The sequence below is a fragment of the Vreelandella salicampi genome, assembly GCF_013415105.1.
Taxonomy (GTDB): domain Bacteria; phylum Pseudomonadota; class Gammaproteobacteria; order Pseudomonadales; family Halomonadaceae; genus Vreelandella; species Vreelandella salicampi.
Genome location: NZ_JACCDF010000001.1, coordinates 443046 through 456971 on the forward strand (window position 1 = coordinate 443046; position 13926 = coordinate 456971).

The 13926-nt window shown below is 60.3% G+C and carries 10 protein-coding genes; 6 read left to right on the forward strand and 4 right to left on the reverse strand.

The genetic code is table 11. The features are described 5' to 3' along the window. Positions 1-174: 174 nt before the first annotated feature. From dsrO to HZS81_RS02150, 3 genes are read left to right on the forward strand one after another with little or no spacing between them, the layout of a single operon-like run. Positions 175-951, forward strand: coding sequence for a sulfate reduction electron transfer complex DsrMKJOP subunit DsrO (gene dsrO / locus HZS81_RS02140; protein ID WP_179928886.1), 777 nt, complete (start codon positions 175-177; stop codon positions 949-951). Continuing rightward, complete coding sequence (nrfD, locus tag HZS81_RS02145; RefSeq protein WP_179928887.1) at positions 935-2116, forward strand: NrfD/PsrC family molybdoenzyme membrane anchor subunit; 1182 nt, start codon at positions 935-937, stop codon at positions 2114-2116. The genes dsrO and nrfD overlap by 17 nt, the downstream gene beginning before the upstream one ends. Next, a complete protein-coding gene (locus HZS81_RS02150) occupies positions 2109-5204 on the forward strand; it encodes a molybdopterin dinucleotide binding domain-containing protein (protein ID WP_179928888.1) in 3096 nt (1031 codons plus the stop codon). The genes nrfD and HZS81_RS02150 overlap by 8 nt, the downstream gene beginning before the upstream one ends. A 153-nt stretch (positions 5205-5357) precedes the next feature. Here HZS81_RS02150 and chrA read toward each other — a convergent pair whose 3' ends face one another. Both chrA and ilvD read right to left on the reverse strand, forming a co-directional pair. Continuing rightward, positions 5358-6554, reverse strand: coding sequence for a chromate efflux transporter (gene chrA, locus HZS81_RS02155; RefSeq protein WP_179928889.1), 1197 nt, complete (start codon positions 6552-6554; stop codon positions 5358-5360). Between the two features lie 120 nt (positions 6555-6674). Further along, entirely contained in the window at positions 6675-8357 is a 1683-nt protein-coding gene (gene ilvD / locus HZS81_RS02160) for a dihydroxy-acid dehydratase (protein WP_179928890.1), read from the reverse strand. A gap of 165 nt (positions 8358-8522) precedes the next feature. On the opposite strand from ilvD, the gene HZS81_RS02165 reads away from it, so the two are divergent. Beyond that, the gene (locus HZS81_RS02165; RefSeq protein ID WP_179928891.1) at positions 8523-8819 is read left to right on the forward strand and encodes a type II toxin-antitoxin system RelE/ParE family toxin; all 297 of its coding nucleotides are present in this window, start codon (positions 8523-8525) and stop codon (positions 8817-8819) included. Between the two features lie 4 nt (positions 8820-8823). After that, positions 8824-9138, forward strand: coding sequence for an addiction module antidote protein (locus HZS81_RS02170; protein WP_179928892.1), 315 nt, complete (start codon positions 8824-8826; stop codon positions 9136-9138). A gap of 84 nt (positions 9139-9222) precedes the next feature. Here the strand turns inward: HZS81_RS02170 and HZS81_RS02175 are convergent, their stop codons facing one another. Next, positions 9223-9741 (reverse strand): RES family NAD+ phosphorylase, encoded by a 519-nt coding sequence (locus tag HZS81_RS02175; protein ID WP_179928893.1) that lies wholly within the window; start codon positions 9739-9741, stop codon positions 9223-9225. Continuing rightward, positions 9738-10166, reverse strand: coding sequence for a DUF2384 domain-containing protein (locus HZS81_RS02180; RefSeq protein WP_179928894.1), 429 nt, complete (start codon positions 10164-10166; stop codon positions 9738-9740). The genes HZS81_RS02175 and HZS81_RS02180 overlap by 4 nt, the downstream gene beginning before the upstream one ends. A 151-nt stretch (positions 10167-10317) precedes the next feature. Here HZS81_RS02180 and recC point away from each other — a divergent pair, with 151 nt between their 5' ends. Then, on the forward strand, positions 10318-13887 hold the full coding sequence (gene recC / locus HZS81_RS02185) for an exodeoxyribonuclease V subunit gamma (RefSeq protein ID WP_179928895.1): 3570 nt from the start codon (positions 10318-10320) through the stop codon (positions 13885-13887). The last annotated feature ends 39 nt before the right edge of the window (positions 13888-13926 follow it).

A 13926-nucleotide genomic window follows, 5' to 3' on the forward strand; every position in this document is an offset into this window, starting at 1 on the left:
GTTGGCTTTTTTTGTTAGCAAACAACCCCTTACCCATAAGATTAAGTGAGCATTAAAAAACCCGATATAAGCCATTGATACGCGTCAATTTTTTCTATAGCGCAACCCCTATCCTGAACCTTAACCCGACGTTTCACCCTGTAGAGTGATCCTCTGCTAAGTTCAGGAGTCGCTATGGATCCCATCCGCCGCTCGCTACTCGGCCAACTCGCTCGTCTCAGTGCGGGTGCAGCACTCGTGCCACTGGCAAGCGTTGCCCAAGCCGGCATTAATCAACAACCACTTCGCCGTGAAGGCGATCCGACGAAACGCTACGGCATGCTGATTGACCTGCGTCGGTGTATCGGTTGCCAAGCCTGCACGGTATCTTGCCATATCGAAAACGACGCGCCGCTGGGCAAATTTCGCACCACCGTGGCGCAGTATGAAGTCGAGCATCAAGAGAGCGGCGAACTCGCCACCTTTATGCTGCCCAGGCTTTGCAATCACTGTGAGAATCCGCCCTGCGTGCCCGTTTGCCCGGTGGAGGCAACCTATCAACAGCGCGACGGCATTGTGGTGGTGGATAGCGACCGCTGTGTCGGATGCGCTTACTGCGTTAACGCCTGCCCTTATGACGCCCGCTTTATCAACGATAAAACCCAAACCGCCGACAAATGCACGTTTTGCGCGCACCGCTTAGAAGCCGGCTTATTACCTGCGTGCGTTGAAAGCTGCGTGGGCGGCGCACGGATCATCGGCGACATGCGCAACTCAGAAAGCCAGATCAGTCGCATGATCGCCGACTACCGTGACGAGCTGATGGTGTTACAGCCGGAAAAAAACACCGCGCCCCAGGTCTTCTATCTCGGCATGGACGAGCGCTTTATCACGCGTCCGAATGCTGAGCCGGTCACCCTAGAAGTGTTAGACCCCCACGGTCAGGAGATGGGCTATGAATTCCACCATTGAGCTACTTGCCCCACGCTATGATATTGCTTGGTACCCCTGGGCGGTGCAGTATTTTTTTATGATCGCGCTTTCCTACGCCACGTTGTGGCTCGCCGCCCCCGCGCTGGTGTTAGGCAAAAAGGCGTGGCTACCTACCGCGCGTTTGGCGCTTTTAGCCTGCGTCACCACCACGCTTGTCGCCCCAGTGGCACTGCTGGCGGATCTACACCAGCCGCTTCGCTTCTGGCACTTCTACGCCTACGCCACTGAAAGTTCGTGGATGTCGATTGGCAGCCTGATTCTGCCGCTTTATGTCGTCAGCGTGCTGGCTCTCACCTGGCTTGCTTGGCGCCCGGCGCTACACGACAACCGAGAAGCGTCGGGTATCAGCGGTTTTGTCGCGCGCCGACTCGCATTCGGCACTAGCGCCACCCCACGTGCGTTAGTGGTCTTGGTCGGGCTTGTCGCTTTGCTGCTCTCCAGCGGCATCATGCTTTACACCGGTGCGGAGCTTGCCATCGTCAAAGCGCGCCCGCTTTGGCACACCATGTGGCTACCGCCCATGTTAGTTGCCACCGGCTTTATTGCAGCGGCGGGTTTGTTGCTCGTGCTCAACCGGGTAAGCGGCGTTCGCAAGCACGCCACTAACATGCAAATGCTAAAGGTGTTGTTAGCCGCCTGTGCGATTGCCGGGCTGATGGCGCTGACTTGGCTGCTTGACGGCATCAATGCCAATATCGGCTCGGTTACCGCCGCGCTGGAATCTGTGCGCCACAGCCCTTCTTGGCGCGATACTGCGCTATGGGGCCTAATATCAGGGGTTTTGTTGTTGGCCGTTGTGCTGTGGATGCTAACGCGCCGAGGCGAGCAGCAACGCTCGCTATTGTGCTGGGCTTGGCTTGTGGGTCTTTTCGCCATTCACATGGGCTGGATGTTCCGTTGGGTCGTGTTGATGGACGTACAAACCGTCGCGCGCCATAGCGCCGGTTTTCACCACTATGGCATTCCAGCTGGCTCAGCCGGGCTGCTCGGCATCATCGGCACCTTCGGCCTTTGGCTTGCCGCTGTGCTAGTCATTGAGCTTTTCATCCCCTGGCGCCACGCAACGCAAGGCGGCCACGCCCCGGCTAACCCCGTTACCGATTCTGATCACGCTGCTGTCAAAGGAGCCGCCCACCATGGCTAAGTCTTCCGTGGATTCATCACGCCGTCGCTTCCTTAAAGGCGCTGCCGCCGCGGGAGGCGCTGTCACCTTCGTTGCCGGTTACGCCGACCCGCTAATGAAGATGGCCAAAGGCACCACCGGCAGCGCCGGGGAGACGCCCAACCACCCTATTCATGGCAACTCGCTTGCACCGGAATACCGCGTCGACCTTGATAGCGGTGAATTAACCCTCAACCCGGATCAACGCACCGCCTTTACCATCTGCTACGGCTGCACCACCAAGTGCGGCGTGCGGGTGCGTATCGATAACACCAGCGATAAAGTGCTGCGCGTAGCGGGCAACCCTTATCACCCGCTCTCTGCCGATGAGCATCTGCCCATGCGCACGCCGGTGGTTGATGCGCTGCGCAGCGTCAGCGCCTATGGTGATCAAGGCCAAGCCAACCGCTCCACCGCCTGCGCACGCGGCAACGCCATGATGAGCCAGCTAGACAACCCCTTTCGCGTCGACCACTGCCTAAAGCGTGTAGGCGGTCGTGGTGAGCGACGCTGGCAAAAAATCTCGTTTGAGCAACTGATCGAAGATATCTGCGAAGGGGGCGATCTCTTTGGTGAAGGCCATGTCGACGGCCTGCGCGACATTCACGATCACGACACGCTGATTGACCCGGAAAACCCCGAATACGGCCCCAAGGCCAACCAGCTGATGGTGATGGAGGCGACCGATTACGGCCGTTCCAGCCTGCTCAAACGCTTTGCTTTCAACGCCTTTGCCACCCGCAACTACGGCCACCACGGCTCCTACTGCGGCCTGGCGTTTCGCATGGGCTCGGGCGCGGTAATGAATGACCTCGCCAAAAACGCCCACGTGAAGCCAGATATTCAGCACGCGCGCTTTATCATGTACATCGGCACCGCGCCCAGCCAAGCCGGCAACCCATTCAAGCGCCAAGGTCGATTAATTGCTCAAGCGCGCGCTGCAGGCACCCTCGAATACGTGGTGATTGACCCCGGTTTGAATACCTCCGCCTCGCACGCGGCGGATCATAACCACTGGGTACCCATCACACCGGGCACCGATAGCGCCTTTGCTATGGGAGTGATTCAGTGGCTGTTAAATCACCAAGGCTACGCTCACGCATTTCTGGAACTACCGGGTAAAGCCGCCGCCGATGCCGCCGGTGAAGCGACCCACTCCAATGCCACGCATCTCGTCATCGACAGCGAGGATTACCCCCGCCGCGGCCACTTCCTGCGCACCAGCGACCTTGGCCTAGCTGAGGCCGGAAGCGACAACGACGCCCCTATGGTGATGACCAATGGCGTGCTGACAAACAGCGAAGACGTGATGGCCGCCGAACTTTTTGTCGACCGCGAAGTAGAGCTGACGGATGGCGAGCGCGTGCGAGTCAAAAGCAGCATGACCTTGCTGCGCGAAGCGGCCAACGAGTATGACCTTGCCACCTACGCCGAGCATTGCGGCATCCCGGAAGCCACTATTGTCGAACTGGCCACCCGCTTTGCTAAGCACGGTCGCCGCGCGGCGGTGAACTGCCACGGCGGCATGATGTCCGGCAATGGCTTCTACGCCGCGTTCGGCGTGCAGATGCTCAACTTGTTAGCGGGCAACTACAACATGAAAGGCGGCAGCGCCGTGGGCGGTGGCACCTTCAACGGCACCGGCGAAGGCCCGCGTTATGATCTGGCCAATTTCCCTGGTAAGCGCGGCCCACAGGGCGTTTTCCTCTCCCGCTCGCGCTTTCCCTACGAGAAGTCATCAGAGTACCAACGCAAAGTCGCCGCCGGGGAAACCCCCTACCCCGCCAAAGCACCGTGGCGCTCTTTAGCGCCGCCAACGCTCACCGAGCACTTGCCTTCAGCGCTTGACGGCTATCCCTACCCGATCAAAGCGGTGATCGGCTGCATGGCAAATCCGATCTACGGCCAAGCCGGGCTTGAAGCGCTGATTGCCGATAAGCTCAAAGACCCGAAACGCCTCGGGCTATTCGTCGCGGTAGATGGTTTCATCAACGAAACTAACCGCTACGCCGACTACATCGTGCCGGATTCGGTGATGTACGAGGTATGGGGCTTTGCCGGCGCGTGGAAAGGCACGCTGGGCAAGATGACCACCGCCTGCTGGCCGGTGGTGGAACCGCGCCAGCAAAAAAGCGCCGAGGGCGAACCGGTCTCGCTAGATAGCTTCTTTATAGCCGTCGCCAAGCGCTTGGGGCTTGCTGGCTTCGGCGATGACGCCATTCCTGATGCCGAGGGCAACCTGCACCCGCTCAATCGCGCGGAAGACTACTACTTACGCGCCGCAGCCAATATCACCTTTCAAAACGACCCGCTGCCAGAAGCCAGCGATGCTGATATCGCCCACAGCGGTATCGCACCTTTGCTGCCCAAAATTGAGCGCACCTTAAAGCCGGAGGAGCGCGGCCGCGTGGCTTATCTGTACGCGCGTGGCGGGCGCTTTGAAGATTTTAGCGATCACTTCAAAGGCGAGCGCTTAACCAGCGCCTGGCGTCGCACGCTCTGCGTTTACAACGAAACCGTGGGCACCAGCATCGACACCACGAGCGGCAAGCCTAATCGCGGCGTGCCCTACCACAGCCTACCGCTGCTGGCGAACAAGCAAACCATGCGCGAGATATTCACCGAAGACGATTGGCCGCTTCTGGCGTTCTCGTTCAAGTCGAGTCTGATGAACTCCTACGCCATCGGTAACGAGCGGCTGCGTATGATCAAGCCTTACAACCCAGTGCAAATGCACCGCCAAGACGCTGAGCGCTTCGGCATCGCCCACGGTGACACCATTCGCATCGAAAGCCCCGGCGGTAGTGTGATTGGGCTGGCCTTGGTAAGCGAGAGCGTGATGCCGGGTTCGTTAGGTATCGAGCACGGCTACGGCCACCGCGACCTTGGTGCCACCCCGCATGTCATCGACGGGGAATCGCAGCCCGATATGCCGTGGATGCGCGCGGGGATCAACATTAACAACCTTGGCTTCAAAGACCCCACCCGCAACGTCGATGGCACCTGGCTTGAACCCATCAGCGGCGCTAGCGTGCGGCAGGGACTGCCGGTAAAAGTCAGCCGCGTCTGATAAAGGCATAAACATCTCGGTGTGATACTAAAACAAACGGCCCCAGATCGCAGTTCACCTCATGCGCTCTGGGGCCGTTTTTTATGCCGGACCTTGTTTAGAGAAGAATGTTTAGTGGCGAGTGTTTAGGAAATAGTATTTAGAGAGCACTAATTAGGGCGCGATAAAAACACCGCCCATCGCCACCACAATCACCACCGCCCAAGCGGGCAGCTTCCACACAGTCAGTAGCAAGAAACCGGTAAGCGCCAGGGCAAACTCCGGCGGGCCGAGAATCGCACTTGTCCACACCGGCTGATAGAGCGCCGCCCCTAGAATACCCACTACCGCCGCATTGGCGCCGCGCATCAGCGCCTGAGCCCAATGCCACTGACGAAAGCGGTTCCAGAACGGCAGTATGCCCACCAACAGCAAAAACCCCGGCAGAAAAATCGCCAGCAGCGAAAGCGCGGCGATAAGTAAACTACCGCCTGCGGGTATCAACGCCCCCAAGTAAGCCGAAAAGGTAAACAGCGGCCCCGGAATCGCCTGGGCGGCGCCATAGCCGGTCAAAAATTGCTCGGCCGACACCCAGCCCGACTGCACGACCTCCGCCTCGAGTAGCGGCAGCACCACGTGCCCCCCGCCAAACACCAGCGCGCCTGAACGGTAGAACGCATCGGCAATATTTAGCCATCCGGCGCTTCCGGCCAGTAGCGGCAGCAAAATCAGCAGCCCGCCAAATAGCCCCAGAGCGACCAACCCAGCAAGGCGAGACACCGGGAATGAAAGCGACTCGCTTGCCGGGGCGGCAGCACTATCGCGACATAGCGCCAGCCCGACTAAGCCGCCTAGCGCGATGGCCGCCACCTGCCCCAGCGGGCCACTTACCATCACCACAGTCAATACCGCCGCAAGCGCGATCCCCGCACGGGTGTTATCCGGGCACAAATTGCGCGCCATGCCCCACACCGCGTGGGCGACAATCGCCACCGCGACGACTTTTAAACCGTGAATGATCCCGCTGGCAATGGGGCCATCCAGCACTGCTGCGCCAAACGCAAACAGCACCAGCACAATGGCGGAAGGCAGGGTAAACGCCAGCCACGCCATGGCCGCGCCCCAGGGGCCTGCGCGCATCAACCCCAGCGCAAAGCCCACCTGGCTACTCGCCGGCCCCGGCAAAAACTGGCACAACGCGACGAGATCGGCGTAGGCGCTTTCGGTCAACCATTGGCGGCGGGCGACAAACTCGCTGCGAAAGTATCCCAAATGCGCCACCGGCCCGCCAAAGGACGTCAGCCCCAAGAGCAAAAACGCCTTAAACACCTCGCTGACCCGCGACGTTGTGGAGAGCGGTTGCGTCGTCATCAAACGGTTTCCTTTACGCCCATAAAAAAACGCCAGGTTAACCCTGGCGTTTGACATGCAGATGACAGCGTTAGGCTTGGTCTGAAAAGTCGGCGAGCGCAGCCAGTTTTCAGGCAGAGCCTAGTCTTCGTTGTCGGTCACCGCGCCGGTACTAGCGGAACTCACTAACTTGGCATACTTGGCCAACACGCCACGGCGATAACGCGGTTCTGGCTGCTGCCAAGCAGCGCGGCGGCGCATCAGCTCCTCATCGCTCACGCTCACCTCAATGGTGTCGGCTTCGGCATCGATGGTGATAGTGTCGCCGTCTTCCACCAGCGCCAGCGGGCCGCCCTCGAAGGCTTCGGGCGATACGTGGCCCACCACAAAGCCGTGGCTGCCGCCGGAGAAACGCCCATCGGTAATCAACGCCACGTCGCTACCCAAGCCCCGGCCCATAATCGCCGAGGTAGGCGTGAGCATTTCGCGCATGCCGGGGCCGCCTTTGGGGCCTTCGTAGCGAATCACCACCACGTCACCGGCGACAACGGTACCGTCGTTGATGCGCGCCTGGGCTTCTTCTTCAGAGCCAAACACCCGCGCCGAACCGCTAAACCGTGTGCCTTCTTTGCCGGTAATCTTGGCCACCGAGCCTTCCGGCGCCAAATTGCCAAACAGAATGCGCAGGTGGCTTTCCTGTTTAATCGGGTTACCCAGCGGCGCGATGATCTGCTGATCCAACGGATAAGGCTCAACGTCGGCAAGGTTTTCCGCCAGCGTTTTGCCGGTGACCGTCAGGCACTCACCGTTCAGCAGGCCCACGTCCAGCAGGACTTTCATCAGCGGCTGAATGCCGCCGATGGCCACCAGCTCACTCATCATATAGTGGCCGCTAGGGCGCAAATCGGCCAACACCGGCACGCGTTTGCCAATCTCGGTGAAGTCGGCAAGCGATAGCTCGACACCAATGGTGCTCGCCATGCCGATTAAGTGCAGCACGGCGTTGGTGGAACCACCCAGAGCAATCACCACGGTGATCGCGTTCTCGAATGCCTCGCGGGTCATGATATCGGATGGCTTGATATCGTCGGCCAGTAGCGCCAGCACGGCTTCGCCCGCCGCTTGGCAATCCTCGCGCTTATCGCGGGAGATGGCGTTCTGCGCCGAGCTACCCGGCAGGCTCATGCCCAAGGCTTCAATCGCCGAGGCCATAGTGTTGGCCGTATACATACCGCCACAGGAACCAGGGCCGGGGATCGCCGTCTCTTCGATATTTTTGAGTTCGATCAGGTCGATATCACCACGCGAGTGGGCGCCCATAGCTTCAAACACCGAGACGATATCGGTGTGGCCCTCGCCGGGCATGATGGTGCCGCCGTAAACGAACACGCTGGGGCGATTAAGCCGCGCCAAGCCCATCACACAGCCGGGCATGTTCTTGTCGCAGCCACCAATCGCCACCAGGCCATCAAAGCCTTCGCAGCCCGCCACGGTTTCGATGGAATCGGCAATCACCTCACGCGATACCAGCGAGTACTTCATGCCTTCGGTGCCGTTGGCGATACCGTCAGAAATAGTGATGGTATTAAAGATCACGCCTTTACCACCGGCCGCATCTGCGCCATCACGAGCAAACTCGGCCAGCTCGCCAATGTGGCTGTTGCACGGCGTCACCATGCTCCAGGTCGAGGCCACCCCTACCTGGGGCTTTTTAAAATCGTCGTCGTTAAACCCCACCGCGCGCAGCATCGCGCGGCTGGCGGCTTTGCCGGGGCCGTCGACGACCGGGGCGGAATGGCGGCGGGTATTATTAGGGTCGGTCATGGACATCTTCTCTTAGCTTGGCTCACGGTATCCGCATAGCTTGGCGATATATCTCACATCCCGCAAGACGTTTACTTATGGCACCCTAGCAGTAGACTCATCATTGCTTTTTATTAGGTGTCAACCAAAGTTGACACTTATCGCACTGCCAACTATAGTTATCACATGATCGAGTTGATTAAAACCGATGTCTTCGACGGATGGCTACGTGAGCTGCGCGATATCCGCGCCCGCGCCAAGATCGAAACACGCATCCGACGCTTGAGTCTGGGCAACCCCGGCGATGTGAAGCCGGTTGGCGAAGGAATTTCTGAGTTGCGAATTTCCTATGGACCAGGCTACCGCATTTACTACATTACAAAGGGGCCAGTGATCGTGGTACTGCTGTGCGGTGGTGACAAAGCCAGCCAACCCCGCGACATCGAACAGGCCAAAGCCATTGCCGCGCAATGGAAGGAGTAACTCCATGACCGTTACTAACGTCACTTTCAGTCACTACGATACTGCCGATTACCTTCAAACTGAGGAGGATATTGCAGCTTATCTGGACGCAGTGATGGAAGAAAATGATCCCGCCCTGCTGGCAGCCGCCCTCGGTGATATCGCCCGTGCACGCAACATGAGCCAACTTGCCAAGGACGTGGGCATGAGCCGCGAAGGGCTCTACAAGGCCTTGTCTGGGGAAGGCAATCCGGCATTTTCAACCATCAGCAAGGTTGCTAACTCCCTGGGATTGCGCCTATCCATCGAACCACTTTCACGACCCAAAGCGCATAGCTAACGCGCTTACCGCGCCTCCAGCAAGACCAGTAACTGCTTTAAAACATCGCCACAACCTTAGAGGAACATCTCAAAATACAAGTAATTACTCCCAGGAATGTGCGTTACGAGGCAGATCGCCACGCGGATCGTAGGCTTCTAATAAGTCATTTTCAGTCAGATTGTCGGTATAAAGCACAAGATTAATACCTGACGGGTTTGCCAGGGATGGAAACAGTACGCCTTTCGCCCCTTGTGCTAATGCCATATCCCCTAACAGCCAGCAGGGTGGTTCGATATGTTCATTGAACCAAAGCTTGCGCCAGTCGCAGTACAGCTCCTGCCAAAGAGAATCCCACTCCACGCTATAACCGTCACGAAAATCGACAAGCTGAGTAACGCTTAATGTATAGCTAACGATCAAGCCTGGCGGCATCAAGGCAGACAGCTGCTTGTACTCGGCCAGCGCTGTTTGATCATCAAGCGCTAAATATAAGGCAGCCACACCGGGGCGATTTAATCGACCACCATGCTCTCTCGCTCCAGCGCCGCTAGTAGGCGAAAATGCCCATTTCGGTACATACACACGATAGGCCTGAGTATTTAACTCTGGCAGTACAATCATCCCACCACACCCGCTTGCAGCGCTTTGACATAACGAAGAAGGTCATCGGCGCGGCCTTCGCTCACTAATTGCTCAGGCGTTTTATAATCAAAGGCACCGATAGGCTCATTTCGGAACCAAAACAACGCATCGTGGAAATCACCATTAATATCAGCCGCCGCACCTAATACCCTAAGAGCATCACGCAGATAGCGTTGGAGCTTCTCCGCGCCTTGCGCCCTGGAGATAGTCGTGCGATGCACGTGCGCGTGACTGGCCAGCGTTTGAATATCCATGCTCAGCGCGCTGGCAAACAGCTTAGGATTGATGAGCGGCTGGCGTTCTTCACGAGCGACACCCTTCAAGTCGGCAAGGAACCGCGCAAAGGAATCTGGGGCTTGATAACCCATCGGGTCGCTATGTGATTCTTCTATTGCTGTCGCCATGACAAGCCTCCCGCTGCACTTATGCAACCAAAAAACAACATATATTCATCATAGCAGCTAAAAGCCAAGATGCTAATGCACTGAGCGTTAGCCCACCACTTATGGCACCATACGCTTAGCTCCCACCACTGCCGTGAAGGAACACCGCCGCATGTCTGCCAATCCGTCGCTCCTCGATACGCCGCCGTTAACGCCAGGATTCATGGTGGTGCATGGCAATCGCCTGGAAGACCTGCGCGGGCTGGCGGTGGAGTGGATGCGTCTGTACCCGCTCTCGCCGTTGGAAAATGAAACCATTCTGGTGCAGAGCAACGGCATTGGGCAGTGGCTGAAGCTGGCGCTGGCGGAAGACCCGGACAACGGCGGCGCGGGGATCGCGGCGGCGCTGGACGTGATGCTGCCCGCGCGGTTCCTGTGGCAGGCCTATCGCACGGTGCTAACCCATGTCTCGCAGCATGAAGACGCCGTGCCGGAAACCTCGCCGTTCGATAAATCGCGCCTGGTCTGGCGGCTTTTACGCCTGCTGCCCACCCTGGCCGAGCAGGACGTGTTCGCCCCACTGGCGCAGTTTCTGGAAGTCGACCGCGACCAGCGCAAGCACCACCAGCTGGCCGAGCGGCTGGCGGACCTGTTCGACCAGTATCAGGTCTACCGCGCCGACTGGCTGGACGCCTGGGCCAACGGCGACGACGTGCTGATTACCGCCCGGGGCGAGGCCCGCCCGCTGGAAGACCACCAGCGCTGGCAGCCCGCGCTATGGCGCATTCTGCGCGACGATGTGGCCGCCACCCAGGGCGATGCTGGTCTCGACAGCAGCCGCGCCCAGGTGCATCGGCGTTTCCTGAAAGCCACCGAACAGCTGGCAGGCCAGCCCTGCCCGCCGGGCCTCCCCCGGCGGCTGATCATTTTCGGCATTTCATCGCTGCCCCAGCAAACGTTGGAAGCCCTGGCCGCGCTCTCGCGCTGCTGCCAGATCGTGCTCTGCGTGCATAACCCCTGCCAGTTCTACTGGGCGGATATCATCGAACACAAGGACCTGCTGCGCGCCAGCCGCTACCGCCAGCGGCGCAAGACCGGCATGCCCGAAGCGCTGGATGTGCTCGGCACCGGCGACGCCGACGATGCCCTGCACCTGCACGCCCAGCCGCTGCTCGCCGCCTGGGGCAAACAAGGCCGCGACTACCTGCGCCTGCTGGATGAGCACGACGACACCGGCGACTACCAGACCCTATTCGAGCAGCAGGCGCTGCGCATCGATATGTTCGAACCGTTCTCCGGCGAGCGCGGCTGCCTGCTCAGCCAGCTGCAGGACGACATCCGCGAGCTGCGCCCGGTGGCCGAAACCCAAAGCCACTGGCCCGCCCTCGACCCGGCGGATGACTCATTGGTGTTTCACATCGCCCACGGGCCCCAGCGGGAAGTCGAGATTCTCCACGACCAGTTGCTGGCCGCGTTCAGCGCCGACCCCGAGCTGCGCCCGCGAGATATCATCGTCATGGTGCCGGACATCGACCGCTACGCGCCGCACATCGAAGCGGTGTTCGGCCAGCTGCCTTCGGACGACCCGCGCTTTATTCCCTACACACTTTCCGACCAGGCCAGCCGCCACCGCCTGCCGCTAATGATTGCGCTGGAAAAGCTGCTGCGCCTGCCGGAGCTGCGCCTTTCCGTCAGCGACCTGCTGGACCTTTTAGACGTACCCGCCCTGCGCCAGCGTTTTGGGCTGGAAGAACGCGACCTGCCAGTGCTGGAACGCTGGATGGAGGGCGCGGGCATCCGCTGGGGGCTGAATGCCAAACAGCGCCAGACTCTCGAGCTACCTGGCGGGCTTAGCCAAAACACCTGGGCGTTTGGCCTGCGCCGCCTGCTGCTGGGTTACACCGTGGGCGAAGGCGACGCCTGGCAGGGCATCGAGCCGTTCGACGATATCGGCGGGCTGGAAGCGGGCCTGGCCGGGCCGCTGGCCACGCTGCTGGAAAAACTCGAAGCCACCTGGGAAACCTTCCGCCAGCCCACCGACGCCGCCAGTTGGGTGGAACGGCTACGCACGCTGATGGAAACCTTCTTTCTCACCGACGACGCCCAGGAAAGCGTGATGCTCACCAAGCTGGAAAACGGCCTTCAGCAACTGCTGGAAAGCAGCAGCGAAGCCCAGCTTGCCGACCCGCTGCCGCTTTCCATGGTGCGCGAGCACTGGCTGGCACAGATCGACGAGCACAGCCTTTCCCAGCGCTTTCTGGCCGGAGCGGTGAACTTCGCCACGCTGATGCCCATGCGCGCCATTCCGTTCAAGCGCGTGTGCCTGCTGGGCATGAACGACGGCGAATACCCGCGCTCGCAGCCGCCGCTGGATTTCGACCTGATGGGCAGCGACTACCGCCCCGGCGACCGCTCGCGCCGGGAAGACGACCGCTACCTGTTTCTCGAAGCGCTGCTCTCCGCCCGCGACCAGCTCTACGTCAGCTGGGTGGGCCGCAGCCAGATCGACAACACCCCGCTACCGCCCTCGGTGCTGGTCGGCCAGCTGCGCGACCACCTGGCCGCCGGCTGGGGCTATGACAACGACGCGCCGCTGCTCGATGCGTTGACCACTGAGCATCCACTGCAGCCGTTCAGCCGCGCGTACTTCCAGGGCGGGGAAGACACCGGGCGACTGTTCACCTTTGCCCACGAATGGCGTGAGATCCACGCGCCTCGCACAGCACCAGCAGCCCAAACTGCGCTACCCAAGCCGGAAAACGCCCCCACCAGCCTTAACCTCGGCCAGCTGGGCGGCTTTCTGCGTGAGCCGGTGCGTACCTTCTTCAATACCCGGCTAGGCGTGTATTTCGAGCAGGAAGCCATCGCCGAGCTGGACGCCGAACCCTTCACGCTGGACGGCCTGCAAAACTGGCAGCTGCAAGACCGGCTGATTGCCGCCCAACGCCGCGCGGTCGACAGCGGCGAGCCACGCCTTGAAGCGCTGAACGCCGAGCTTGAACGCTTCCAGGGCCAGGGCGTGCTCGCCATGGGTGCGTTTGGCGAACGCATGCGCACGGCCCTGGCCGAGCCGATGGACGACCTGTTCAGCGCTTACGAAGAAGCGCTGGCCCAGTGGCCGGTGGCGCTCAGTGCGCCGGAGGCCATTCATGTAGAAGGTAATGACGGCATCGTGCTGGAAGACTGGCTGGGCGAGCTGCGCCACAACGAACAGGGTGAACGCTGCCGGTTGTTGTTGCTCAGCAGCAGCTTGATCAGCCAGGGCAGCGGGCGCGGCCAATACCGCTGGGCTCACCTGCTGCGCCCCTGGGTCGCCCACCTGGCGGGGAACCTGAGCGGCCCGATGACCACCCAGCTGCTTTCCAAAGCGGGCAACATTACGCTAAACCCCATCGCCGCCGACACCGCCCGCTCTCACCTATCGACCCAACTGAGCGCCTGGCAACACGGCCTGGAAGCCCCGCTACCGCTGGCGCCCCAGGCGGCGTTTGCCTGGCTGACCAAGCTAGGCACGCCGGAAATGGCGGAAGAAAAAGGCCGGGAAAGCGACGCCTACGCCGCCGCCGAGTCTGCCTATGAAGGCGGGCGTTTTCAGACCGGCGAAGTCGCCCAAAGCGCCTACCTGAGCCACCAGTGGCCGCGCTTCGAACGGTTATTTAACGAGCAAACCCAACACGGCCACCGCTTCGCTACGCTCACCGAGGCGCTCTACGCCCCGCTGCACTATTCGGTTAAGGGATGAGTGATTTGGCCTGAAGCGTCCGCAAGCGCAGCTAGTGTT